We start from the raw sequence: 25196 nt of genomic DNA, 5'->3' as shown, positions 1-25196 counted from the left end.
AGAAATCGTGGGCGCCTGCAAGGCGCTCCCGCCCATCCTAATCCAGCGTCTGCCGATAGCGCAGCATGGCGATGACCGAAATGACGACGAGGATGATGGTGAGGGCGAGAAATTCTCCACTCACATCGGCGGTATTGGCGCCCTTGAGCATGACCTTGCGCACGACGCGCAGGAAATGGGTGGCCGGCACGGCAGTGCCCAGCCATTGCGCCCATTGCGGCATGCCGGCGAAGGGGAACATGAAGCCCGACAGCAGGATCGAGGGCAGGATGGTGAAGAAGGAAAGCTGCATGGCCTGCATCTGGCTGCGCGCTGCCGTCGAGATGAGGAAGCCCAGCGCCAGGTTGACCAGGATGAAGAGGTTGAAGCCGATGAAGAAGGCCCACAACGAACCATCGAACGGCACGCGGAAGATGAGGGCGGCGGCGGTGACGAAGACGATGGTCTGCACATAGCCGACCAGCACGTAGGGCAGGATCTTGCCCAGCATCACCTCGAACGGGCGCACGGGCGTGGCGATAAGCATTTCCATGGTGCCGCGCTCGGTTTCCTTGACGATGGCGACGGCGGTGATCATCACCATGGTCATCGAGAGGATGATGGCGAGGAGCCCCGGAACGATATTGGTCGAGGTGCGCCCTTCCGGGTTGTATTCGCGGTGGACGGCGATCGAGAAGGGCGGGGCGCCGCCGGCAAGGCCGCGCAGCGGTCCCTCGAAGGTCTCGGCGACCGCGACCTGGACGATGCCGGTAAGGGCCGCCGCGGCGCCGCTGACGGCCGAGGGGTCGGAGGCATCGGCGGAGACGAGGATCTGCGGATTGCGGCCACGGATCGTGTCGCGCTCGAAATTGGGCGGGATGACCACGACGAAATTGGCGTCGCCTCGACGCAGGGCCTCTTCGCCGGCAGCGGTGCCTCCGACCGGACCGATGAAGTCGAAATAGCCCGAATTCTGCATGCCCGCGAGGATGGCGCGGGTGAGGGGCCCATCATCGGCGATATCGACGAGCGTGGGCAGGTGACGCGGATCGGCGTTGATGGCGAAGCCGAACAGGAAGAGCTGGATGATGGGCAGGCCGATCATCATGGCGAAGGTGATGCGGTCGCGCCGCATCTGGATGAATTCCTTGATGAGCACGGCCCCGAACCGGGCGAAGGAGAAGGCGCCGCCCATCAACCCGCTCCCTGCGGCTTGTCGCGGGCGAAATTGTCGCGCGCGCCGGCCATGAGATAGATGAAGGCCTCTTCGAGCCCGGCCACCTGCCGGCTCCAGCGATGGGTGCCCTCGGCAGCCAGCCGCTCGACGGTGGCTTCGAGCGCGGCTTTGTCAGTGCCCGAGACGTGGAGGACCGAACCGAAGCGGGCGACCTGCTCAATGCCCGGCTCCGTCCGCAGGCGGTCCTCGAGGGTGGCAAGATCGGGCCCCTCGACGCGCCAGGTTTCGAGCCCGACCTGCTCTGGGATTTCCGCCGATGGCCCGTCGATGAGCTTCTTGCCGTAGGCGATATAGGCGATGAAATCGCACTGGACGGCTTCGTCCATGTAATGGGTCGAGACCAGAACGGTGACGCCCTGCGCCGAAAGCCGCCTGATCTCGTCCCAGAAATCGCGCCGCGCCTTGGGATCGACACCGGCCGTGGGCTCGTCGAGCAGCAGCAGCTTGGGATCGTGGATGAGGCAGGCGGCGAGCGCCAGGCGCTGCTTCCAGCCACCCGACAGCGTGCCGGCAAGCTGGCTGGCGCGATCGGCGAGGCCGAGGTCCTCCAATGCACGCTCGACCCGCACGCGGCGGTCGGCAATGCGGTACATGCGGGCGATGAAATCGAGATTCTCGCGGATCGACAGATCCTCATAGAGCGAGAATTTCTGCGTCATGTAGCCGACCTGCTCCTTGATGCGCTCGGCCTCCTTGCGGATATCGAAGCCCAGGCACTCGCCCTCCCCGCCATCGGGGGTAAGGAGGCCGCAAAGCATGCGGATGGTCGTGGTCTTGCCCGAACCGTTGGGGCCGAGAAAGCCATAGATGGCGCCGCGCGGCACGGTGATGTCGAAATCGTCGACCACCCGGCGCTCGCCGAAGACCTTGGTGAGTCCGCGCACGGCGATGACCGGCTCGCCATTGGCGGGGCTGGTCATGGAAGCCGCCTGACGGTGACCGGCTGGCCGGGCAGCAGCTTGCCCGGCTCGGCCAGCTCCGCCTCGGCAAGGAAAACCAGCCGCGAGCGCTCGTCGCGCGAATAGATGATCGGCGGCGTGGTCTGGGGATCGGAAGCGAGAAAGGTGAGCGTGCCCCTGAGCCCCGTCGCGCAGCCGTCGCACGAGATTTCGACCTCGTCCCCCAGTGCGAAGGCGGCGCGATCGGCTTCCCCGATATAGAATTTCGCCTTGAGGCGGCCTTCCGGAAGGATGGAGAGGAGCGGCGTGCCGAGGGGCAGCATCTCGCCCAGCGAGAAATAGAGCCGCTCGATCCGCCCGTCGATGGGCGCCGTGATGGTGCGGTCGGCAAGATCGGCGCGGGCCTTGTCGGCATCGGCCTGGGCGGCATTGAGATCGGCCTCGGCCGCGACCTGCTGCGCGTCGCGCGCGGGGAGTTCGGCCACCTGCAACTGCGCCTCGATCTGGTCGACCTGCGCCTGCGCGCTGGCAAGGCTGGAGCGATCCTGATCCACCTTGGCCTGGGCGATGACGCCGCGCTCGAAAAGGTTCTGGCTGCGGTCGAAATTGGATTGCGCCAGGGCGAGGTCGGCCTTGGCCTTCGTGAGCGCGGCGCGGGTGACGTCGATCTCCTGCGCGCGGCTGCCGGTGACGAGATTGCGCCAGGTGGCATCGGCCGCCTCGACCCGCGCCTCGGCTCCGCGCAAGGCCGCCTCCTGCTGGTCGGTGGCCAGCACGGCCAGCACGTCGCCGGCCCGTACCACCTGCCCTTCCTTGACGGGCAGCGCGGCTATGCGTCCGGCGCTGACCGGAGCGGCATAGACGTAGTCCGCTTCGAGATAGCCGGTATAGACCGGCTCGGGCGGCGGCCCGAGGCCGGGGATGAAGGCAAGGAGGCCGAAGAGCCAGGCCCACAGATCGCTCATTTGCTGCCTCCCGGCAGGCTCATGCCATCGAAGAGAATGGAAAGGTGGTTTTCCAGCAGGCGATCCATGGCGAGGCCATCCTCGGGCACGAGCTGAAAGACCTCGGCGAGGATGAGATGCAGCGCGATCGGCCCGACGATGGAGCGCACCGTGAGCTCAGGATCGACCGGGCGTAGGTAGCCCTGCGCAATGCCGCGCGCGATGAGCCGCTCGGCGACCGGCAGCACGTGATTGAGCACCTCGTTGCGATACATGATCGCCAGCTCGGGAAACTGCACCACCTCGCGCATGATGAGGCGCGGAATGGCGATGAGCTTGGGGTCGACGAGCTTGGTGGCCACCATTCGCAGCGTCGCCGAAATGGCGATGCGCGGATCACCCTCGAAATGACCGAGCTGCTCCAGCGCCTGGGTGGCAATGGGCGTCACTGCCCGCCGCACCAGCCCTTCGAGCAGCGCCTCCTTGGAGGGGAAGTAGAGATAGACCGCGCCCTTGGAAAGCCCTGCCCGCCGCGCGACGTCCTCGACGCGCGTGGCCGCGAAACCATTGGCGATGAAAAGCTCCAATGCGGCATCGAGCACTTCATCGGGCCGCGCATCGGCGCGACGGCGGAATTTTGGCCCGCGCGGCGCTTTCTCGTTTTCCATGGCGCTATCTCCTTGCGCAATAACTAACTGACTGGTCAGTTAGTTGCAAGGGGTATCGCAAAACCGTGTTGGCGGCGCTCGCTCAATAGCGGCGATGCACGTAGACTGGCGGCGATCGGGAGACGGCGATGAGCGATCTGGTTTTGCTGACAGGCATTTCGGGCTTTCTGGGCGGCCACGTCGCCCTCCAATTGCTGCGCCAGGGATTTCGGGTGCGCGGGAGCGTGCGCGATCTCGGCAAGGCGGAGAAGGTTCGCGCCACCATGGCGCGGCATGGCGCCGATATCGACCGACTCGAATTCGTCGCACTCGACCTCCTGGCCGATGCCGGCTGGCGCGAAGCGCTCGCCGATGCGCGCTACCTCCAGCACACCGCCTCGCCTTTCTTCACCACCATGCCGGCCGACAGGATGGACCTCATCCGTCCGGCCGTCGAAGGCACGGAACGCGCCATCGGCGCCGCGCTCGCCGGGGATGTCGAGCGCATCGTGCTGACCTCCTCGATGGCCGCCATTGCCTATGGGCACGACCCCGCCCGCCGCGACTTCTCGGCCGCCGACTGGACCAACCTCTCGGGCCCGGGCGTCAACGCCTATACCGAATCCAAGACCCTGGCCGAGCGCCGCGCCTGGGAAATGGTGGACGGCGCCGGCAGGCACGATCTCCTCACCACGATCAATCCCAGCGTGCTTCTCGGCCCGCTGCTGGACGACGACCCGGGCACCTCGGCCGCCCTTGTCGGGCGCCTGCTCGATGGCTCGGTCCCTGCCGCCCCGCGCATCGCCTTCGGCATCGTCGACGTACGCGACGTCGCCGCGCTCCATGTGGCGACCATGACCGACCCACGGGCCGCCGGCCAGCGCCTGCCGATCAGCGAAGCCACCGTCTCGCTGATCGAAGCCTCCCGCGCCCTGGCCAAGGCCCTGCCCGAGCAGGCCCGCAAGGTGCCACGCTTCGAAATGCCGGACTGGCTCGTCCGCCTCTATGCCCTCTTCGACAGCGACGTGCGCGGCAATCTGGGCGAGCTGGGCATCTACAAGACCCTCGATTCCACCGCCGCCCGAGCCATACTCGGCCACCCCCTGATCCCGGCCACGGACGCCGTCATCGCCTCGGCCCGCAGCCTCCTCGCCGAAAAGCTCGCCTGACAAATTTCCTGCAAAAGGGACTAGGCCTCGCCCCAGCTTTTCGCTAAAAGCATCGCGCAAATCGGAGCGGGGCTGTAGCTCAGTTGGGAGAGCGCATCGTTCGCAATGATGAGGTCAGGGGTTCGATTCCCCTCAGCTCCACCAGTTCCGATTGCCTTCCACCACATCGCTGTTTCGACCTGCACCCCTGAGCGACCAGCCTGGCGTAACGTCCACTAAGCGCAACCGTCCGGGAACCGAGAGGTTGTTTCTCGAGGCACGCGATCAAGGAGGGTGCAATGGTGGATGCTGGTGAACCCAGGGCGGTTCTGGCCATCGGGCTTGATCCCGCCTTTGCTGATCTGAGCGCCCTGCCCGGCTTCACGCCCGACATGGTGCGCACCTACCTCGAGACGCAGATCAACCGTGTGCGCGAGTTCGGTTACGATGTGGAAAGCTGCCTTGTCGATCGGGGCGAGACGGCCGAGACGGTTGTCGAGGCGGCGTTGCAGTCGCGGTCATTCGATTGCGTGGTGATCGGGGCGGGGCTGCGCGAGCCGCCGGAATTGCTGCTGCTTTTCGAGAAGATCATCAACCTCGTCCATCAGCTCGCGCCGCAAGCGCGGCTCGCATTCAATTCCAGCCCGACAGATACAGCCGAAGCCGTGCATCGCTGGCTCTCGCAATAGAGCGGTGACGGGCTATGGGAACCTCGGCCGGCCGCAGGTAGGATGCGGGGCATCACGTCTCCGGATGCCTTTTCATGCGCGCAGCTTTTCTGGTCTTCCTGCTTTTGCTCGCTTCACCCGCTTTAGCGCAAGGGCTTACCTTGCAGCTGGTCAATGAGGCCAGCCAGCCGGTTTCGAGCCTCAACCTGTTTCCGCTCGATGAAGACGGGGAGTTCATCGAAGACAATCTGGGCGGCATTTCCGACGACGTGGCCCCCGGGACGAAAGCGCGTGTCCGGCTGAGCAGCGAGTGCGGCCCGATGCTGGCCGTAGTGATGCTCAAGGACGCATCCGAGCTGCGGCTCAACCTGGATACGTGCCGGAACCGGACGCTGGTGGTGAGGGACTGAAGTCGAGCCTAAAGCGCGCGGGTTGATCCGCGTTCGGTGAGGCTGACGGGCAGCACGATATCGGTCTGCGGACGGGTAGGATCGTTGAGGCGATCGACCAGGAGTTCGACGGCGTCGCGACCGAGTTCGGCCAGCGGCTGGCGAATGGTTGTGAGATCGATCAGCGGCCAATCGGACCAGACCATGTCATCGAACCCGAAGACCGAGACTTCCGCCGGCACGGCAATGCCGCTGTCGCGCAGGACGCTGAGGACACCGATGGCGACGACGTCGTTGACGCAGGCGATCATGGTGACGTCGCGGCGGCGGATGGCGTCTATGGCGGTCTGCGGCAGGGTGGGGATGAGCGAGACCTCGACATCCCAGCAGATGTCGAGTTTGCCGCGCGCGGCATCCATGAAGCCCTCGTGGCGTTCGCGGCTGGAGAGCAGATCCTGCCCGCCCGAGACGAGCCCTACCCGCTTGTGGCCGAGGGCGATGACGTGCTCGGCCATGAGGCGCCCGCCGGTGCGGTGGTCGGCGCGGACGCTGTCGAGGCCCGGCACCGGCTGGTCGATGGCGACGATGGGGAATTGCGGCAGGTCGGCGAGCGGCGGGCGCGAGGCGAGGAGGGCGACCGCGCCATCCACGCCGTGCTTGGCCAGCGACTGGATCGCCTGCGCCTCGCGCCTGGGACCCTCGCCCGAGTCGATGACGAAGGTGGCGTAGCCCAGCTCTTCCGCGCGGCGCTGCACGGCCTGCACGATTTCGGGAAAAACCGGGGAGGCCAGCGTCGGCACGATGCAGCCGATGACGTTGTGCCGGCCGGTCTTGAGCGCGCGCGCAGCGCTGTTGCGCGAGTAGCCCATCTCGCGCGCCACCTTGCGGACATGCGCGTCGACTTCGGGCGTTACCTTGTTGAGATTATTGAGGACATAGGAAACCGTGGCCGACGACACGCCAGCGGCCCGGGCCACGTCACGCATGGTCGGGCCGCGCGAAGTCTCGTCCGTCGCTGTGCCTTTGCGCGCCATTGCCGGTGTCTTTCGCTGTCCCCGCCTTCTTTAATCGATTAAACGATTGATCTTGACAAGGGACCGTCTTCCCAGTTTCTGTGAGTTTACACGATTAAACGAGGTTTGGAGGAGCTTCGTTGGACGTCAAGCGCTCCCCATTCCCCTGCATCCGGTCGTGCCAGATCATAAGGCGCTAGCCAAAAAGGGAGATCGCTATGCCTCTTCTCACCCGAAAGACCATGCTGCGTCTTTCGCTCAGCCTCGTGGCGGCCACGGCCCTCACCGGTTCGATGAGCTTTGCCGCTCGCGCCAAGGACAAGATCGTGCTGATCGTCAACGGCGCCCTGGGCGACAAGTCCTTCTTCGATTCCGCCAACCATGGCATGGAGCTGATCAAGGCCAAGTACGGCGACGAAGTCGAGACGCGCGTGCTCGAAGTCGGCGACGACGCCACCAAGTGGGAACCGGCGCTGCTCGACGTTTCCGAGCAGGACTACAACATCATCATCGGCGGCACCTATTCGCTGTCCGAGACGCTGGGCGAAGTGGCCAAACAGTACCCGGACAAGAAGTACATCCTGTTCGATGCCTCCCTGCCCTTCGAGGAAGGCGGGTTCGAGAACGTCTACGCCATCAACTACAAGCAGAACGAAGGCTCCTATCTCGGCGGCCTGCTCGCCGCCGAACTCGTCAAGTCCGGCAAGCTCGGCGCTGGCGGCGCGCTCGGGTTCCTGGGTGGCATGGATATTCCGGTCATCAACGACTTCCTCGTCGGCTACATTGCCGGCGCCCAGTCTGTGACGCCCGACATCAAGGTCGCGGTCTCCTATGCCGGCTCGTTCACTGACGCTGCCAAGGGCAAGGAACTCTCGCTCGCCCAGTATCGCGCCGGCGTCGTGCTCGGCTTCAACGCCGCCTCCCAGGCCGGCCTCGGCCAGCTTTCGGCTGCCAAGGAAACCGGCAAGTACGCGCTCGGCGTCGACTCCGACCAGGAAGCCATCTTTGCCGAAAGCGATCCGGGCATTGCCTCCCAGGTCGTGAGTTCGGTGCTCAAGAACGTCGATGTGAGCCTGCTGTCGGCCTATGACCGCATCAAGGACGGCACCCTGCCCTGGGGTTCGGTCGAAGCCCTCGGCCTCAAGGAAGGCGCAGTCGGCATCGTCGAGACCGGCAATTTCGCCAAGCTCGCCTCGCCCGAAACCGTCGCCGCGATCAACGCCGCCAAGGAAAAGATCGCAGCTGGCGAAATCCAGGCTCCGACCGCGTTCGGCATGACCACCGAAGCGCTCAACGCCCTGCGCGACAGCGTTCGCCCGTAAGCTCCCTCCAAAGATGAGCGTGATCGGCCCCGACATGGCAGACACATCTACCGTCATTGCCTTCGACGGGATTTCGAAGACCTATCCCAACGGCACCGTTGCCCTGAGCACGGTGAGCTTCGATATCCCCAAGGGGACGATTCACGCCATCTGCGGGGAGAACGGCGCCGGCAAGTCGACGCTGATGAAGATCCTCTTCGGGCTGGAGGCGCCAAGTGCCGGTCGCATCCTGCTCGACGGCGCGCCGGTGGAAGCCGGCGCGCCCGGCTTCGCCGGCACTCATGGCATCGGCATGGTGCACCAGCACTTCTCGCTGATCCCGGCGCTCACCGTTACCGAGAACATCATTTTAGGGCATGAGCCGCGCAAGGGTGTGCTCATCGACCGCGCCGAGGCGCGCCGGCAGGTAACGGAACTGAGTGCGCGCTACGACCTCCAGGTCGAACCGGACGCGCCGGTTTCGACGCTTTCCGTCGCCGCCCAGCAGAAGGTCGAGATCCTGAAGGCTCTCGCCCGCGACACCCGCATTCTCATCCTCGACGAACCGACGGCGGTGCTTTCCCCGCCCGAGATCGAGGAACTCTTCAACCGGCTGCGGGGGCTCCGCGATGCCGGCATGACCATCCTTTTCATCTCCCACAAGCTCAACGAAGTGCGTGCGCTCGCGCAGAACGTCACCGTGCTGCGCGGCGGTCGCCTTGCCGGCACCGTGGCGCTCAAGGACGTGCCCGACGACAAGATCATGGAAATGGTCATGGGCCACGCCGTCGAAGTGGCGCGGCGTGAGCACGGCGCGGCAATTGGCGAGACGGTACTCAGCCTCAAATCCGTCGCCACGCGTACCCGCGAGCCGGCCGACCTCCTCCACGACGTGACCGTCGACATCAGGGCCGGTGAGATTGTCGGCATTGCAGGCGTCGATGGCAGCGGGCAGCGCGGCCTCGTCTCGGTGATGAGCGGCTTTCTGCGCCCAGCTTCGGGAAGCGTATTCTTCAACGGCAAGGACATGACCCGCGCCGACAGCCATGCCTGGCGCGATGCGGGCCTCGCCTATTTGCCCGCCGATCGTTTCGCCCAGGGCGGCGCGCCGGCACTGAGTCTGGCCGACAATGCCATTGCCGGCACCGACGGCAACAAGGATCTCCAGACCGGCCCGTTCCTCCGTCGCGGCAGGATCGCCGCGCGGGTGCGGGCGATGATCAAGGAATTCAACGTCCGCAGCTTCGGCATCTACGAGCGGCTGGATTCGCTCTCGGGCGGCAATGCCCAGAAGCTCATCGCGGCGCGTGAACTGGCGACGAAGCCAAAGCTCCTCATCGCCGACCAGCCGACGCGCGGCATCGACGTGGCCGCAGCCGCCTTCCTCCACCGCCGGCTCGACGAAGCGGCGCGCAACGGCGCTGCCGTGCTGCTGGTTTCGGCCGACCTCGATGAATTGCTGAGGCTTTCCGATCGCGTGCTGGTCTTCTTCGCGGGGCGCATCGTCGCCGACCTCGCCAACGGCCCCTCGCTCACGCCCGCTACGCTCGGCCCTTACATGCTCGGCCTGGAGACCGCCCGATGATGCGCTCGATCCTCGCTTCACTGGTGCAACTGGCGACGACCGTGCTCGTCATCGCAGCGGTGATCCTTGTCATCCTCGTGCCGCTCTCACTGGCGCAGCCTGATCCGGGCGCGGTGCTCTTCGCATTCCTGCTCGGCCCCTTCGACAGCGTGCGCCACATCGGCAACATCGCCGAGGCTGCGACGCCCATCGCCCTCACCGGCCTCGCCTCGACAGTCATCTTCCGCGCCGGCATGTTCAACCTCGGCACGGAAGGCGGCTTCTTCCTAGGCGGACTTGGCGCCGCGGCGTTCGCCATCATGGTCGGTGTCCAGGGTCCGCTCGCGGCACCACTCGCCATCCTCGCCGGTGCCTGCATCGGCTCAGTCGCCTGCGTCGTGCCGGGTTACCTGCGCGTCCGTCACGGCGCGCCTGAAATGGTGACCTCGCTGGTCTTCAACTTCGCCCTGCTCTTCGCCGGCCTGCTCTTCCTCAGTTACGTGCTGCGCGACCCGACAGCAGGCGCCCTCACCTCGCCCAAGATCCCCGCCGACGCGCGTCTCGACCGTCTGCTGCAGGGCACGCGGCTCAACAGCGGCGCCATCATCGCAGTGTTGGCCTGCATCCTCGGCGGCGTCTGGCTGTTCGCCACGCGCTCCGGCCTCAACACCCGCATCGTCGGATCGAGCCCCGGCTTTGCCGCCCATCTCGGCTTGCCGATCACGCGCATCACCATGGCGACGCAAGTCGTCGGCGGCCTCATCGCCGGAATGGCGGGCGCGGTGGAAGTCCTTGGGCTCTACACCCGCTTCACCTGGGTGAGCCTGCCGGGTCTCGGCTGGACCGGCATAATCGTGGCCATCCTTGCCCGCGAGAACCCGTTCCTTATCATCCCGGCGGCGTTGTTCCTCGGCTACCTGCAGGTGGGCGGCGATATTCTCGGGCGCAGCATGGATATCCCGAGCGAGATCGTGGGCATCCTGACCGCCGCCATCATGGTCGCCGTCACCGCCAAGATCATCTTCGAAAATCCGCGGCTCCTGCGCGCCATCCGCTCGATCAAGCAGCAGGAGGCCAAGTGATGGATGCCTTCTTCGCCACCATCGCCGACCCGGCGCTCTTCGCGACGGTCCTGCGCGTCATGACGCCCCTGCTCCTCGCGGGCCTCGGCGTCCTCATCTCCGACCGCGCCGGCGTCCTCAACATCGGCATGGAAGGCATGATGCTGGTCGGCGCGCTCACTGGCGTGCTGGTCAGCGCCTATACGGGCAATGCCTGGCTCGGGTTCCTCGCCGCCCTCATCCTCTGCGGTTTCGTCGGCTGGATCATGGCGCTGGTCGTCAATGGCCTCGGTGCGCACCTCATCATCACCGGCATCGCCCTCAACATGGCGGCCGCCGCCGGCACGACCCTCGTCCTCTTCTTCGCTACCGGCGACAAGGGCATGTCGGGCGCACTCAAGAGCGAGGTGTTACCTAGCGTCCGGATACCGTTCATAGCGGACATTCCGGTGCTCGGTCCGCTCGTTTCCGGCCACCATATCCTCACCTATCTTGCGCTCCTCTCGGTGCCGCTGGTCTCGATCCTGCTGCTGCGCACGCCCTTCGGCCTGCGCCTCCGCGCCGTCGGTATGGACCCAAAATCGGCCGCCTCGGCCGGCATCCGCGTCAAGCGCGTTCAGGCTGCCGCCCTCGTGCTTTCGGGCGTCTTCGGCGGCGCTGCCGGCGCCTATCTCTCGATGGGTTACGTGAGCTGGTTTGCCTCCAACATGACTGCCGGCCGCGGCTTCATCGCCATTGCGGTCGAGGTGATGGGCATTGGCTCGGCCTGGGGCGCGCTTGCCGCCTCACTGATCCTTGCCGTCGCCGAAACCGCCGCGATCACCATGCAGAGCCTCGGGCTACCGCACGAGCTCATGCAGATGATCCCCTACGTCGTCCCGATCGTCGTGCTGACCGTCTATGTCAGCCGCCGCCGGGCCCGCCAACTCGTCTAAGATACTGGAAAATCATATGAAGGCCTGGGAACTCACCAAAGACCTGCTGCGCAACACCAAGCCCGTGGTGCGCACCGAAGAGGAACAGACCTGGGATGCTTCCCAGCTCATGAATTCCCAGGATGCCATGGTGGCCTTGTTCTGGAAGAGCAACGTGCCAGGTTCCGCCGCACCGGAATACCTGATGGCCGCCGCCCTCCAGTCGCTGGAGAACAAGGGCTACGTTCTCGCTCCCTACAACGACCTGCTCGACCAGGGCTACGCCGCCCTCGCCAAGGGCGATTTCGAAACGCTCTATGTCATGGACACGCGCCTGCGCACCCTGATGGCCGCCGCGCAGCCCGACCCTAACCATCCGTCGCAGAAGACCCTCCGCTATGGCTCATGGAAGGAGTTCGACGCCGCCACCAATTGGCCGGCGACCGTCGCCGTCGATCCCGCCACTGCCGGGTTCACCGACCGCATCCGCGGCGGCTGGCTGGCCCAGCTCGTCGGCGCCGCCGCCGGCACCGCACTCGAAGGCTATTCCGCCGAGAACATCGCCGAGGCCTTCGGGCCCATCCGCGACTACGTGCGTCAGCCCAACACCTACAACGACGACATCACGTTCGAACTGGCCTTCCTCGAAGCCTACGGCGACAAGGGGCACGCCGTCACAAGCCTCGACATTGCCGAGCGCTGGACCTCGATGATCCCGATGGGCTGGTCAGCCGAGCAGGTGGCGCTCAACAATATCCGCCGCGGCGTGCTGCCGCCGCTGACGGGCGTCATCGACAACCCATTCGACGAGTGGATCGGCGGCCAGATGCGCGGCACGATCTGCGGCATGGTCGCCCCGGGCAATGCCCGCGAAGCGGCGCGCCTCGCCTATCTCGACGCGCAGATCTCGGCCGCCGGCAATGGCATCCTGGGCGAAGTTTTCAACGCGGTCCTCGCAGCCCGCGCCTTTGTCGAGAGCGACAGCAAGACGCTTCTTACCTCGACCATCGACCTCTTCTCCCCGGCCACCGAGTACGGCGCCGTGCTCGCCTTCGCGCTCAACGCCTGCAAGACCTCCAGGGACTGGCAGTCGGCCTGGGCGCTCTGCGACGCCGAATACGTCGAATACAACTGGATCCACGTCTACCCGAACGCGGCCGCGCAGGTCGTGGCGCTGTGGTTCGGCGAGGGCGATTTCGATCGCACGCTCGAAATCATCTGCGGCATCGGCCACGACGTCGACTGCAATGCGGCACAGATCCTCTGCGTCCTCGCCTGCCAGCAGGGCAGCGGCATCATCGCCGAGCGCTGGAGCAAACCCCTCCTTGCCGGCGACATCGTCACCTATATGCGCCGCCCGGCCAAGATCGCCTTCGACGATCTCGTCGGCCAGACGGTCGAAGCGGTCAAACGCTGGAAATAACTCCCAACTAGGCCTGCCGCTCCCCCATGGCGGCAGGCCTTTTTTCCTCATTCTCGCTGCGGCATTGTGGCAATCGCTTTCTGGCCCCCACGTGACGGCCGTTGTTATCTATTTGTAAGCTTGGGAACTTTCCGATCCACGCGCCTGGCGCATGGCGGCCCCTCGGCTTTCGACTTGCCTTAAGATTTCCCAGATTTAGCCTTGGTTGAACGTGCTGCGGCCCAGAGGTCGCCCCAGTTCGTGGTCCACATAGGGGTTCCCATCAGGAACCTTGCGACGAACAACGAGGCTGCACCCATGCCCCGGACCCGCCATACGCTGCGTGAAGACGTAGGCAACCCCAAGGAATGGTCCTTCACCTGGGCCATTGCCGACGACGTGACGTTTTCCAGCCAATGCGGCTTTTGCGGCCGGTCCCAGATCAGGCTGACCTATGAGGTCGTGCGCGGACCGGCCTCGCTCTGGATCTGCCCGCTCTGCGCCTCCCGGCACCCGATCTCGGCCACGCTCGATGGCCGCCGGCTCGATATCCGCGAGGTGCGCGACCAGGTGCACGGGCTGACGGCGCGGCTCAAGCAGCGCACCTGCCAGGAGGCGATCCGCAAGGTGCAGGCCATCGTCAACGACCCGGCGATCGACGAAATCCTGGTCTATTTCGACCGCAACCTGCAGCTCTCCCCCGAACGGGCGGCGCGGCTCTTTGCGGTGCTGCCCATTATCGGGGAAGAGATCGACCCGAGCGTCTTCGACATCCAGACCCGCAGCGCCGCGCACCAGGAGGAATTCGGCGCGCTCGAAGAGGCGGCAAGGGCCGCCGTGTGGCCGGCGCTGACCAGTGTGCAGCGCCGCCGGATGGCCGCGCTCGGCTTCGCGCCGGCAGGCGTCGCCTCGCGCAGGAGCGAAGGACGGCGCGTCCGATTGAGTGAGGAGCTACCCGGTCGGCGCATGACTGCCCTGAGGCAGTCGGCAAGACTGAAAGCAACGCAGAAAACCTGCTGATTTCAATAACTTGGCAATTTCAATCTCTACAGCGGCCGGACCATGTGAAGCCGCGTCCGCCCCATTGCGGGCGTGATCACTGGCGACCATTCGCGCATCGCGATCAGAACAAGGATGGGGACATGACCCTAGCCCCGGACCGGATCCGCCCTCGCGCTCGCCACCTTATCTGGCTGGCAGTTGCGTTGACCGGATTCGGCACTGCCCAGGCAGGCCAACCCTATGCGCTCGGCATTTCGGACAAGCTCAACATCAAGGTGGTACAGTGGAAAGCCGCCGAATCCGAATTCGCCGAATGGTCGGCGCTCAGCGGCGAATATGTCGTGGGCGCGGACGGTAACGTCAATTTCCCGATGGTGGGACCGACCGAAGGCGCGGGTCATACCGGCGCCGAGCTGGCGGCCACGCTCGGCACCGCGCTCCAGCAGACGCTGGGGCTGGCGACCGCGCCGACCGTGACGGTGGAAGTGGCCGAATATGGCCCGATCTACGTTTCGGGCGATGTCGGCGCGCCGGGCGAATACAAGTTCGCCCCGAACCTCACCGTCATCAAGGCGCTGACGCTGGCCGGCGGCCAGAGGCGCGGCGCCGACGCGGTTTCGCGGCCCGAGCGGGAAATGCTGACCACGACCGGCGCGCTCGACGTGCTGCAGGACGAATATGCCCGCCTCCTCATCCGCCGCGCGCGGCTCGATGCGGAGCTGGCGGGCAAGGACGAGGTCCCCATCCCGCCCGAACTCGAAGGCCGCACAGGGCTCGAAAGTCTCGTCGCCGCCGAAAAGGCCATACTCGATGCGCAGAAGCGCCAGGCACAGACGCAGTCGCGCTCGCTGACCGACCAGGTGGCGCTGCTCAACAAGCAGATCGAAAGCTACCAGCAGAAGCAGACCAATACCGGTCAGCAGCTCGAACTGGCACGCGACCAGCTGGGCAAGATCACGACGCTGTCCGACAACGGGCTGGCGCTCGCCTCGCGCGTGGCTTCGCTCCAGACCAATGTCGGCGACCTCGAATCGCGCCTGCTCGACAGCCAGACGGCGACGCTCCAGGCGCAGCAGGACATTGCCGGGGTCGAGCGCGAGCAATCCCGCCTTTCCGACCAGCGCATCTCCGATCTTTCGCTCGAGCGGCAGACGGTGGATGGGCAGATCGGCGCCCTGCAGCTCAAGATCGCCACCCAGAAGGGTCTGGTGCAGGAGGCGGCAGTGCAGACAGGCGCCGCTGCCGTGCCGACCGACGTTTCACCCACCTATGGCTACGCGATCATCCGCGACGGCAAGGAAATCCCCGCCGATCTCAACACGGCCGTCGTGCCCGGCGACGTGGTCGTGGCCCGGCTCGACCTGGCGCTTTGATGGAGAACAGCATGGCAAACCTGACGAAACTGGCAGCGCTTGCGGGCCTGGCCATGACGGCCGCCCCGGCACTGGCGCAGGAGACGGGGTTTTTCGACGACTTCGATACGCTCGACACCAAGCGCTGGTACGTCTCGGACGGCTGGAACAACGGCGCGCACCAGAACTGCGACTGGTCGGCGGACCAGGTGAGCGCCAGCGGCGGCATGCTGCATGTGGGCTTCGCGCCCCAGCCCAAGGGCGACCGCCAGTTCCGCTGCGGGGAACTGCAGACGCGCACGGCCTTCGGCTACGGCACCTACGAAGCCCGCCTCAAGACCCCGGCGGGGTCGGGGCTCAACGCGGCCTTCTTCACCTATATCGGCCCGCAGCAGAACAAGCCGCATGACGAGATCGACTTCGAGGTGCTGCTGCGCGACACCAGCAAGGTGGACACCACCACCTTCGTCAACGGCAAGAGTGGAGACGGCAAGGTTGGGAGCGGGCAATCGGTACCCCTGCCCCATGACAGCGCCTCGGACTTCATCACCTATGCCTTCACCTGGGAGCCCGAGCGCATCCGCTTCTATCTAGACGGCAAGCTGGTGAGGACCATGGACGACCCCAAGACCATCCCGACCACCCCGCAACGGGTGTTCTTCAGTCTCTGGGGGTCGGACACGCTAACCGACTGGATGGGCGCCTTCTCCGCCGTAGCCGCACCGATCGCCATGGATGTCGACTGGGTGGCCTTCACCCCGCTCGGCCAGACCTGCGCATTCGACGGGTCGATCCTGTGTCAGCAAGGGAACAAGTGAATGAAGCTGGTATTTTTCCGCGGCAAGGTGCCCAATTTCGGCGACGAGCTGAACCTTCACGTCTGGCCCGCCCTGCTGCCCCAGGGATTTCTCGACGAGGACGAGAGCGAGCTTTTCGTCGGCATCGGCTCGATCATCGGCGACCACCTGCCCCAGGCGTCGCGCAAATACGTGATGGGGTCGGGCTATGCCGGCTATATGGGCCTGCCCGATGTCCATGACGGCAGCTGGGACATTCGCTTCGTGCGCGGCCCCGACACCGCCCGCACGCTCGATATCGACCCGCGGCTTTCCATCTGCGACAGCGCGGTGCTGCTGCGAGCCATGGAGCTGCCCAAGCCCGACCACAGCGTCGGCATCGGCTTCATGCCCCATTACGAGAGCCTCGAACGCGGCGACTGGGCGGAAGCCTGCCGGCTCGCGGGGATGACGCTGATCGATGCGACGGCGCCGGTGGATGTGGTGCTCAGCCAGATCCAGGGCGCGCAATTGCTGATCACCGAGGCCATGCATGGCGCCATCGTCGCCGATGCGCTGCGCACGCCCTGGATCGGGGCGCGCCCGATCTATGGCGGGCATCATCGCAAATGGCACGATTGGGCTGGCGCGCTCGAAGTGGACGTGCGGCTCAACCCGCTCAAGCCCACAAGCGTGCTCGAATACTATATCGGGCAGACCGGACGCGGCGGGCGCCTGGGCAAAGTGGGCCGTTTCAGCGCCTCGCCCTTCGCGGCCCTGCCCAACGGCGTGCTGACCGCCGGCGCGGCCAAGCACCTCCAGAAGATGGCAAGCCTCGAGCCGCAATTGAGCAGCGATGCGCGGATTGCCGAAGTTACCGAGCGGGCGCTCGCAGCGGTCGACGCCTTCGTACGCGGTCGCGTGGCGGCAGCCTAGCGCCGCCGGCGCACGAAACCGAGCAGCGTTTCGAGCTGACTGCGGCCGAGGAGCAGCACGACGGCGCCGTAGCTGATGGCTGCGGCGCCTATCGTTGCGACGAGCCGCAGCCAGATCTCCGCATCGGCAAGACTGGACTGGACCAGCCAGCCAATTCCCCACATGACGAGCGTGGCGGCCACCGGCACCGTGAAGGAGCCGAGATAGGCGGGGATCGAGATATCGAGGAGCCGCGCCACCATATCGACCGTGGGCAGCCACATGACGATGTTGAGCGCGACGAGCGACAGGCTGAGCGCCCCGATGCCCCAGCGCGAAAAGAGGAAGATGTAGAGGACCGTGACCGCCTGCTTGGCCAGCATGTAGTAGAGCCAGATATCAGCCTGGCCCTGGCTGCGGATGAGCGAGGCCTGGAGGATGCCGACGGCGGTGAGGACGCCCAGGATCGCGAAGGCCTGCACCACCGGCACCGCCTCGATCCATTGCGCGCCGAAGGCGAAGGGGATGAGATCGCGGGCCACGAGGATGAGGCCGGTAAAGATCGGGAAGGCCACGACCGAAGAGGCGAAGGTGCCAAGGAGATAGGCGTCGCGGCGCTTCTCGGGCTCGCGCTGCATGGAGGAGAGCAGCGAATAAGAGACGAGGTTGAGCGCGCCGGAAATGAGATCGCTCAAGATCTGGAAGATGCGGCGGGCGAAGCCGTAGAGACCGAGCCAGGCCGGACCGAGCAAGGCCCCGATCAGCATCTGGTCGAGGTTGATCGTGGTGATGAAGTGGTTGCCGGTCGAAAAGAGACCGAAGGCGCGCAGCTCGCGCAGGGCCCGCCAATCGAAGCGCAGGCCGGGTAGCCAGCGCGCGGCCACGAGTGCGCCGATACAGGTGGCGATCGAACTGGCCAGTTGCGAGGCGGCGAGCGCCCAGAGACCGAAACCCAGCCAGATAAGGCCCATGCAGACGACGGCCGCCACGATCGAGGCAGTCGTGGTGCGCAGCGCCAGCATGCGGAAGGACATGGTGCGCACGAGGAGCGCATTGGGGACGGCTGCCGCCATGTCGAAGATGATGCGGGCGGCGATGAAGGGGATGAGCGCATTGAGCGGCGCTTCCCCGGTAGCGCCGGCAATGAAGGGCGTGGCGATGCAGAGCCCGGCATAGATGAGGAGCGCCGCTCCGATGCAGAGCCAGAAGACGGTATCGAGATGACGCGAGGAGATGGTTTCGCGCTGGATCAGGGCTTCGCGAAAGCCGGCGGGGGCGATGGCGAGGCCGGCCGTGCTGATGCTGGCGGCGAAGGCGACGATGCCGAATTCGCCGGGGCTCAGGACCCGCGAGGTGACGAGGAAGACGAGAAAGCCCATCGCGGCCGGCGCGAAGCTGCCTGCCAGCGACCAGAGCGTGCCCTTGATCGCGGCCGAGGCCCGGCCGGTCTTGAGGTGATCGAGCCGGGAGCCGATATCCGCCGGAGCACTCATGCGCGGGCAGCCGTCCGGTGCAGCTTGTCGCGCGAGGCGACGAAATCGGCAAAGTCCGGGGTCAGCCGGCCGAGGAGGCGGATTGCAAGGCCGCGGGCACGCAGGCGAAGAGCCTCGGCGGGCGGCACATAGGCATTGAGCCCCTCCCCGACCAATGCCTTGCCGACATGGTTGGCGCGCACGGCAATGGGGGCTGTGAAGCGGGCATCGGTCATGAAGCTGGCGCGTTGGGCCACGGTGGCTTCCGACCAGATCTTCTGGCGCAGGGCCTGTACCGCGCGCTTGAGATCGAGTTCGCGGCGCAGATAGTTGGCGCTCAACTCGGAATTGCGGGTGGTCTGCTCGCCATTCTCGGCCCAGACGGCAAGCGACTCCATGGCGACATAGACCGGCTCGGCGATCGAATAGGTGCGCAGGTATTCCTGAAGCGTGGCAGTGCAGGGATAGCCGATTTCGAGCGGCGAGCGGGCGCGCACGGACCAGAAGAGGCCGCCATTGGAAACCCCGATGCCGGCCAGCATGGAGAGGCGGAAATCGGCGGCGTCATAAAGGCCTTCGGTGAAGAGGCCATCGAGCACGCCATCGGCGCTGAGCCAGGCCCGCGCGGTGCCGCTCGCCTCTTCGATGAACTGGTTGCGCAGCACGATCTCGACCTTGAGCGCCCGGGTGAGCGCGATATTGGCGGCGCAGAATTCTGGCAGGATGAAATTGTCGTCCTCGACCACGCAGAAGAACTCCGCCCCATGCGGATTATCGGCCGAGAAGCACTGGTCGATATTGCGCGAGGCGAAAAGCTGGGGGGCATTGGCCGTGTAGCGGATGCGCGGATCGCCAAGCTCTGCGACCACAAGACGAGCGGCCTGGCCGGGATCGTCGTCATAGACATCGCAGACCCAGTGCGGCCAGGTCTGGTCGATCATCGAGCGCAGCGCGCGGGCCAGGGCCTCGGGGCGCTTATAGGTTGGCGTGCGGATATGAACGAGGCCGGGCTGGAATTCGGGCATGGCTCATGAGTCCTTTCGGAGTTTGCCGCTGCGCATGCGCAGCTTGCCGACGCAGGGCGAGAAGACCCGCCGCGGCGTAGATGAAGGTGGCGATGCCCATGATCGAGCGGATGGAGAATTCGAAGAACACCTCCACCTCGATAAAGCTGCGCAGGATCATCAGCACCTGCAGCGCCAGGAGCAGTGCATTGGCGGCATTGGGGCGCGCAAAGGTGTAGGCGGCCATGAGGATGGCGCCGCCATAGATGAGGACAATCTGCATCGAGAGGCCAATGAGGCCGATCTCGACGGCGTTAGAGATATAGGTGTTGTGGAAGTTGAACCCGGCGCCTGCCGGCACGTCGAACATCGCCCAGAGCTCTTCGGCAGGGGCAAAGCCGATGACCCAGAACGAGCGGTAGCCCAGGCCCTGCAGCGGACGTTCTGCGATGTAGCTCAGGCCGGTGGCCCAGAGATCGGTGCGGCCGGTAAGGGTCGGATCCTTGCCCGAGCCTTCGAGCACTTCGGCGAGGAGAGTATCGCCGGCCACGATGACCAGCAGCACGAGCGCGGCGGCGACGATGCCGAGCATGACGAGGACGAAGAGCTTCTGCGTGCCCGGGAGCCGGGTGGTGAGCAGCGTAAGAAGGATGATGCCGAGGCAGGGCACGACCATGAGCGTGGCGCCGGCCGATTGGGCGAGGATGAGGAGCGGCCCCGAGGCCAATGCACCGGCAATGCCGGCAAGGCGCAGCACCCAGTGGGAATTGCGGTCGGCGGCAACGGCAACGGCGATGAGGACGAAGACGGCAATATGGGCGGCAAAGGCGTTCTTGCTGCCGAAGACGCCGAGCCACGCCCCGCCCGCGCCGGTCTTGCCGACCAGAATGCTGGCGAGGACGCCGATACCGTAGACAATGAACATCATGCGCATGAGCGTGGCGGTCGAGAGCCGGCCCGTGATGATGACGGCGACCACGGCCGTGAACATCAGCTGCACGCCATAGCGCAGCGAATTGGAGGGATATTGCGACCAGAGAGCGGTCAGCATGCAATAGGCCGGCAAGAGCAGCACGAACCACCAGCGACGCAGGCTATCGAGGCTCTGGTGCGGATTGCTGACGATGAGCAGCAGCCCGCAGACCATGAAGGTGAGCGCAGCCAGCGGTCCGAACATGGCATTGAGCACCAGCGCCGCGAAGGCGCCGAAGGTAAGGACCGTGGCGAGGTTGAAGGTCAGGCGATCCGGCAACTCGGTCATGACGCCTCCCGCAGGGTTTCGGCCGCTGCGACCTCGGCTTCGGGGATGAAGCCGGCGGCATAGGCGCCCGCGTCATCGAGCGGGATGCAGCGGACGGGACCGGCGCCGCGTCGGGCGGCCAGATCGCGCCAGAAGCGGCGCGAGGTCGGGGCATCCCAGTCGGTGGCGTTTATCGGTACGTAGCCGGGGACAGCGACCTCGCCGCGCTCGCCGAGCGTCAGAACCGGGGAAGGTCCGGGAGCAGGCGGAGACTGCCTGCGGTCGCGGCCTTCGGAGAATGAGGCCCAGAGGCGGCGCAGATGACCGGGATCGCTGGCGAGGAGCGAGAGGGCGATGCCCAATTGCCGGGTCTTGATGCTGGCGACCAGCCGCTCATAGGCGAGGCCCTGTTCGAGCGAGCGGAGGCGCGCGTCGAAGGCGCGGGCAAGGTTCGCGTCGGGCGAGAGGCCCTGGGTCAGGGCCAGCTGGCGCGCGATCATCGCTTCGACGTCGCCGGCAGACAGGCGATGGGAGATCGAGCCGCTGTGACGGCGATAGAGATAGAAGGGCTCGGGGATGACGACCATGTCGGCACCGGCGAGCAGCAGGCGCAGGATGAGGTCGTAGTCCTCCCCGATCCGCAGCTTTTCGTCGTAGCGCGGGGCCCTGAGCCTATCGGCATTGATCAGCGGCTTGAGGTAGCCGAGGGCCGGCGAGCCATCGATGCCGGCACTGACCCAGCGTTCGGCTGACACGCGAAAACTGCGATCGGTCTCGCCGAGAAAGAGGCTGGGCTCGGTGCCGTCCTCGTAAAAGAGCAGAAGATCGTCGGCGACGATATCGGCCTCATAATGGGCGGCAGCGGCCAGCAGGCGCTCGAGGCGTTCGGGATGAATGATGTCGTCGGAATCGACGATGGCAAGCCATTGCCCGCGCGCCAGCTCAAGCGCGCGGTTGCGGCAGGTGGCGGGGCCGCGATTTTCGGGGGCGGTGACGAGACGGATGCGGGGATCGTGCGCCATCATCTGGCGCACATGGGCGAGGCTATGGTCGCGCGAGGCATCGTCGCTGACGATGATTTCGAGGTCGCCCATCGTCTGACCCAGCACCGAACGCAGAGCGGGGACGATCCTGTCGCCCGCCTCAAAATTGGCCATCACCACCGAAACCAGCGGCGCCCGGTCGTGAGGGTGCATGCTCTCGCTCACTCCGGAACGGATTTCAGGCAAGCGCGCCCGCATCGGTCTGCGGCTGGGCGGTGCCGTCGACCTCGGAGAGAAGGCGGTTGAGCTGCTGGATCTGATTGTCGAGCTGCACGAGCCGCTTGCGACCGTTCGAGGCGTTCTGCTCCGCACTGCGGATCATGGCTTCGTCATGCGGATCACGCGCGGCGTAATCATCCGAATTGTCGAGCACGGTGGCCGCCTGGGCATAATGCATGTCGATCCGCTGCTGCAGCCCGTCGCGTTCGCGGCGGGCATCTTCGAGCGCCATGGAGATGGCGTTGCGGATGGTTTCGAAGCGCGCCGTGTCGGTCTCGGCGTCGCGCCCGGGATTGCGGGTGCGAAAGGCGCGCGGTCTGAGGGTAAGAAGAACCATTTTGCGCTCTCCCTTATCGGCTGCCTGTGCGCAACAGGACGACCTTGACTGTCTTGACGAGGATGACGATGTCGCCGGCGAACGACCATTCGCGCACATAGCGGGTGTCGAGCTGGACGCGCTGGTCGTAATCGACATCGCTGCGCCCGCTCACCTGCCAGAGGCCGGTAATGCCGGGGCGGACGGCGGCATAATGCTGGATTTCCTCGGCATAGCGCGCGACCTCGTCCTCGACGATCGGGCGGGGTCCGACGAGGCTCATGTCGCCGCGGATGACGTTGATGAGCTGGGGAAGCTCGTCGAGGCTGGTGGCGCGCAGGAACCTGCCGATGGGCGTGATGCGCGGATCGTCGGTGAGCTTCTGGCTGGCCTCCCACTCGGCCCGCGCCTGCGGCGAGGCCTCGAGGTGCCGTCGCAGAGCCTCCTGGGAATCCACCACCATCGACCTGAACTTGAGGCACCGGAAGCGCCTGCCGTTATGGCCCACGCGCTCATGGGAGAAGACGATGGGACCGCGATCGGTCGAGAACAGGAAGACCGCGATGAAGAACATGGCCGGAAGCGCGAAGACCAGCATGGCGGAAGCCGCCACGATATCGAAGGCCCGCTTGGCCGTACCGCCGCGCGGGATGCCCGCATTGGAGGGCGTACTCGATGAACCCATTTCAGCGTTGATGATAGACATGACGCCTCACCTTGAATGCAGGCCTCTTGCGGGCCTGCTCTATTAGTCTGACGACGTGCGGAAGGGATCGCGGACGCGCTGCGCCCAGACGACTCCAGTCTCACTCGTTCGTAGGGATGGCACCCGGTCTTGCTTGCTGCCCCGGGGCGCCCTTGCCGGCGGCGCAAATGGCTGCTCGGCATGCGCAGAGGCAAACATGGGAGGAAATTGAGGGCAACGTTCTCAACGCATGGCTGTCATGCGGGGCTTTGCCAAAAAAACGCCGAAAACAGGGGTGCTGCTGCGGCGCAAATCAGGGCGCTCAAGTAGTCCGAAGCGCTTGCAGCCGTCTTTACTGGTTTGCCTGCCCAAGGCTTGGGCAGCGGAAGCTCCCGCCCAATAATGCCGGAGCCCAATAGCGTAAAACGCGCTTCGCCCTATTTGGCGAAGAGGAACACAATCCCGTTCCACATCAGGTAGATGCCAACCCAGGCCAGGGCCATGACGCCGATCGCCACCAATCCCCACGGCCAGGGGAAAGGCGAACGTTCCCCAGCCGCAGGCGGCGCAACCAGCGGGACCTTGCCCGCCCGGCCATCTTCCTGCCTGTCTCCGTCCAAGGAAATCCTCCCGTGCCGCCTCTGATGGCGACCGCCGCAACCGAAAGACCGTTCGGGCTACCAACCTGCCGCCGCTGACCGGCGCTATGCCCCTTCTATCGTTACCCGCGTAAATACACCCCTCACGCCGGTATGGAAATGCCCGGGACGATCACGACTGCGTAGCGGCCAGCGGCGGGATCGATGGGTCGCAGAGAGGTCGCAACGCGTTTTACTTGCGGCGCGACGTTGTAACGGGCGCGTGACTGGCGTTTTAAAGGCCAATACTGCTCAGAACGCGGTGCGCTCCATGTCGGCGTGATGGCAATCGTGTGACGGTTGCACGAAAATTGGGCAAAACAACTCAACAGCAGAAATGCAATCGAGCTATGCATAGCGGGATATATTTTCGGCTGGCTCGACTTGCAGCCGCATGGTCCACTTCGCGTGTGACTTACCTACAATCAGGAGAAAGCCATGGCGAAAGCAGTAAAGACTGCCGTCTTCCCGGTGGCAGGCCTGGGCACGCGATTCCTGCCGGCCACCAAGGCCATGCCCAAGGAAATGCTGACGGTCGTGGATCGCCCCCTCATCCAATATGCGGTCGACGAAGCGCGCGAGGCGGGAATCACCCACTTCGTATTCGTGACAGGACGCAACAAAGGGGTGATCGAAGACCATTTCGACCGCCAGTTCGAAATCGAGGCCATGCTCGAAGCGCGCGGCAAGACCGCCGCTCTCGCCGAGCTGCGCAAGGACCTGCCCTCGGCCGGCCGCACGAGCTTCACGCGCCAGCAGGAGCCGCTGGGCCTGGGTCACGCCGTGTGGTGCGCGCGCGAGATCGTGGGCAACGAGCCGTTCGCGCTCTTGCTGCCCGACATGCTGTTCAAGGGCCGCCGCGGCGTGCTCAAGCAGATGATGGAAACCTACGAGGAATCGGGCGGCAACGTCATCGCCGTCGAGGAAGTGCCGCGCCAGGAGGTCTCGTCCTATGGCGTAATCGGCCGCGGCGCAGGCGAGGATAGCGGCTTCCGCATCACCAATATGGTGGAAAAGCCCGCCCCCAAGGACGCGCCTTCGAACCTCATCATTTCAGGACGCTACATTCTCCAGCCGGAAGTCTTCTCGCTCCTGGCCGACCAGCCACGCGGCGCGGGCGGGGAAATCCAGCTCACCGACGCCATGCAGAGCCTGATGGGCACGCAACCCTTCTTCGGCGTCAAATACGAAGGCCAGTCCTTCGACTGCGGCTCCAAGATCGGGTTCCTCACCGCCAATGTCGCCTATGCGCTCGATCGCGAGGATATCGGCGAAGGGTTCCTCGACGCCCTTGCCAAGATGGGCCTCCACACCGCCCTCATCGACGGTTTCAAGGTCGCCGCCGAATAGCCAAAAAAGAAGCGGCGC

General features: G+C 65.5%; 25 protein-coding genes and 1 tRNA gene. 14 read left to right on the top strand and 12 right to left on the bottom strand.

The annotated features are described in order from the left end of the window. Positions 1–37: 37 nt before the first annotated feature. From JNE37_RS09960 to JNE37_RS09945, 4 genes are read right to left on the bottom strand one after another with little or no spacing between them, the layout of a single operon-like run. Complete coding sequence (locus JNE37_RS09960; RefSeq protein WP_203066134.1) at positions 38–1174, bottom strand: ABC transporter permease; 1137 nt, start codon at positions 1172–1174, stop codon at positions 38–40. Further along, a complete protein-coding gene (locus tag JNE37_RS09955; protein ID WP_203066133.1) occupies positions 1174–2136 on the bottom strand; it encodes an ABC transporter ATP-binding protein in 963 nt (320 codons plus the stop codon). Before JNE37_RS09955 ends, JNE37_RS09960 begins: the two co-directional genes overlap by 1 nt. Then, complete coding sequence (locus JNE37_RS09950; RefSeq protein ID WP_203066132.1) at positions 2133–3080, bottom strand: HlyD family secretion protein; 948 nt, start codon at positions 3078–3080, stop codon at positions 2133–2135. Before JNE37_RS09950 ends, JNE37_RS09955 begins: the two co-directional genes overlap by 4 nt. Beyond that, positions 3077–3727, bottom strand: coding sequence for a TetR/AcrR family transcriptional regulator (locus JNE37_RS09945; RefSeq protein WP_035037749.1), 651 nt, complete (start codon positions 3725–3727; stop codon positions 3077–3079). Before JNE37_RS09945 ends, JNE37_RS09950 begins: the two co-directional genes overlap by 4 nt. A 128-nt stretch (positions 3728–3855) precedes the next feature. On the opposite strand from JNE37_RS09945, the gene JNE37_RS09940 reads away from it, so the two are divergent. From JNE37_RS09940 to JNE37_RS09925, 4 genes are all read left to right on the top strand, one after another. Further along, positions 3856–4875: an NAD-dependent epimerase/dehydratase family protein gene (locus JNE37_RS09940; RefSeq protein WP_203066131.1), complete on the top strand. Its 1020-nt coding sequence runs from the start codon at positions 3856–3858 to the stop codon at positions 4873–4875. Positions 4876–4943: 68 nt separating this feature from the next. Then, positions 4944–5019: transfer RNA gene (locus tag JNE37_RS09935), tRNA-Ala, on the top strand. Between the two features lie 134 nt (positions 5020–5153). Continuing rightward, positions 5154–5543 carry a hypothetical protein gene (locus JNE37_RS09930; protein WP_203066130.1) on the top strand — a complete coding sequence of 130 codons (390 nt, stop codon included), beginning with the start codon at positions 5154–5156 and terminating at the stop codon, positions 5541–5543. Between the two features lie 74 nt (positions 5544–5617). Further along, positions 5618–5932, top strand: coding sequence for a hypothetical protein (locus tag JNE37_RS09925; RefSeq protein ID WP_203066129.1), 315 nt, complete (start codon positions 5618–5620; stop codon positions 5930–5932). Positions 5933–5940: 8 nt separating this feature from the next. Here the strand turns inward: JNE37_RS09925 and JNE37_RS09920 are convergent, their stop codons facing one another. Beyond that, positions 5941–6945, bottom strand: coding sequence for a LacI family DNA-binding transcriptional regulator (locus JNE37_RS09920; RefSeq protein WP_052152724.1), 1005 nt, complete (start codon positions 6943–6945; stop codon positions 5941–5943). 197 nt (positions 6946–7142) lie between these two features. Here JNE37_RS09920 and JNE37_RS09915 point away from each other — a divergent pair, with 197 nt between their 5' ends. From JNE37_RS09915 to JNE37_RS09875, 9 genes are all read left to right on the top strand, one after another. Continuing rightward, a complete protein-coding gene (locus JNE37_RS09915) occupies positions 7143–8246 on the top strand; it encodes a BMP family ABC transporter substrate-binding protein (protein WP_203066128.1) in 1104 nt (367 codons plus the stop codon). Between the two features lie 34 nt (positions 8247–8280). Then, on the top strand, positions 8281–9810 hold the full coding sequence (locus tag JNE37_RS09910; protein ID WP_246513609.1) for an ABC transporter ATP-binding protein: 1530 nt from the start codon (positions 8281–8283) through the stop codon (positions 9808–9810). After that, positions 9810–10871: an ABC transporter permease gene (locus JNE37_RS09905; protein WP_203066365.1), complete on the top strand. Its 1062-nt coding sequence runs from the start codon at positions 9810–9812 to the stop codon at positions 10869–10871. Before JNE37_RS09910 ends, JNE37_RS09905 begins: the two co-directional genes overlap by 1 nt. Further along, positions 10871–11785 (top strand): ABC transporter permease, encoded by a 915-nt coding sequence (locus JNE37_RS09900; protein WP_203066126.1) that lies wholly within the window; start codon positions 10871–10873, stop codon positions 11783–11785. Before JNE37_RS09905 ends, JNE37_RS09900 begins: the two co-directional genes overlap by 1 nt. A gap of 16 nt (positions 11786–11801) precedes the next feature. After that, positions 11802–13187 carry an ADP-ribosylglycohydrolase family protein gene (locus JNE37_RS09895; protein ID WP_203066125.1) on the top strand — a complete coding sequence of 462 codons (1386 nt, stop codon included), beginning with the start codon at positions 11802–11804 and terminating at the stop codon, positions 13185–13187. 297 nt (positions 13188–13484) lie between these two features. Beyond that, positions 13485–14186 carry a hypothetical protein gene (locus JNE37_RS09890; protein WP_203066124.1) on the top strand — a complete coding sequence of 234 codons (702 nt, stop codon included), beginning with the start codon at positions 13485–13487 and terminating at the stop codon, positions 14184–14186. Positions 14187–14308: 122 nt separating this feature from the next. Beyond that, positions 14309–15541, top strand: coding sequence for a polysaccharide biosynthesis/export family protein (locus JNE37_RS09885; protein ID WP_203066123.1), 1233 nt, complete (start codon positions 14309–14311; stop codon positions 15539–15541). 11 nt (positions 15542–15552) lie between these two features. Continuing rightward, the gene (gene exoK / locus JNE37_RS09880; RefSeq protein WP_203066122.1) at positions 15553–16338 is read left to right on the top strand and encodes an endo-1,3-1,4-beta-glycanase ExoK; all 786 of its coding nucleotides are present in this window, start codon (positions 15553–15555) and stop codon (positions 16336–16338) included. Continuing rightward, a complete protein-coding gene (locus tag JNE37_RS09875) occupies positions 16339–17232 on the top strand; it encodes a polysaccharide pyruvyl transferase family protein (protein ID WP_203066121.1) in 894 nt (297 codons plus the stop codon). Here JNE37_RS09875 and JNE37_RS09870 read toward each other — a convergent pair. The 7 genes from JNE37_RS09870 to JNE37_RS09840 all read right to left on the bottom strand — a co-directional run bounded on the left by JNE37_RS09870 (position 17229) and on the right by JNE37_RS09840 (position 23810). After that, positions 17229–18704, bottom strand: a complete 1476-nt coding sequence (locus JNE37_RS09870) for a lipopolysaccharide biosynthesis protein (protein ID WP_203066120.1) — start codon at positions 18702–18704, stop codon at positions 17229–17231. The two genes, JNE37_RS09875 and JNE37_RS09870, sit on opposite strands and share 4 nt — an antisense overlap. Next, the gene (locus JNE37_RS09865; RefSeq protein WP_182399117.1) at positions 18701–19708 is read right to left on the bottom strand and encodes a glycosyltransferase family protein; all 1008 of its coding nucleotides are present in this window, start codon (positions 19706–19708) and stop codon (positions 18701–18703) included. Before JNE37_RS09865 ends, JNE37_RS09870 begins: the two co-directional genes overlap by 4 nt. Then, positions 19659–20948, bottom strand: a complete 1290-nt coding sequence (locus JNE37_RS09860) for an O-antigen ligase family protein (RefSeq protein ID WP_203066119.1) — start codon at positions 20946–20948, stop codon at positions 19659–19661. The genes JNE37_RS09865 and JNE37_RS09860 overlap by 50 nt, the downstream gene beginning before the upstream one ends. Continuing rightward, positions 20945–22123, bottom strand: coding sequence for a glycosyltransferase family 2 protein (locus JNE37_RS09855; RefSeq protein WP_203066118.1), 1179 nt, complete (start codon positions 22121–22123; stop codon positions 20945–20947). Before JNE37_RS09855 ends, JNE37_RS09860 begins: the two co-directional genes overlap by 4 nt. 25 nt (positions 22124–22148) lie before the next feature. Further along, positions 22149–22526 (bottom strand): hypothetical protein, encoded by a 378-nt coding sequence (locus JNE37_RS09850; protein ID WP_182399114.1) that lies wholly within the window; start codon positions 22524–22526, stop codon positions 22149–22151. A gap of 13 nt (positions 22527–22539) precedes the next feature. Further along, positions 22540–23211 carry a sugar transferase gene (locus JNE37_RS09845; RefSeq protein WP_035037782.1) on the bottom strand — a complete coding sequence of 224 codons (672 nt, stop codon included), beginning with the start codon at positions 23209–23211 and terminating at the stop codon, positions 22540–22542. 416 nt (positions 23212–23627) lie between these two features. Beyond that, on the bottom strand, positions 23628–23810 hold the full coding sequence (locus JNE37_RS09840; protein WP_035037785.1) for a hypothetical protein: 183 nt from the start codon (positions 23808–23810) through the stop codon (positions 23628–23630). A 456-nt stretch (positions 23811–24266) separates the two neighbouring features. Here JNE37_RS09840 and galU point away from each other — a divergent pair, with 456 nt between their 5' ends. Beyond that, a complete protein-coding gene (gene galU, locus JNE37_RS09835; RefSeq protein WP_035037788.1) occupies positions 24267–25178 on the top strand; it encodes a UTP--glucose-1-phosphate uridylyltransferase GalU in 912 nt (303 codons plus the stop codon). Positions 25179–25196 lie beyond the last annotated feature (18 nt).

Source organism: Paradevosia shaoguanensis (assembly GCF_016801025.1).
Lineage (GTDB): Bacteria > Pseudomonadota > Alphaproteobacteria > Rhizobiales > Devosiaceae > Paradevosia > Paradevosia shaoguanensis.
The sequence above is the reverse complement of the archived record's forward strand: the minus strand, read 5'-3'. Positions and strand labels throughout refer to the sequence as shown.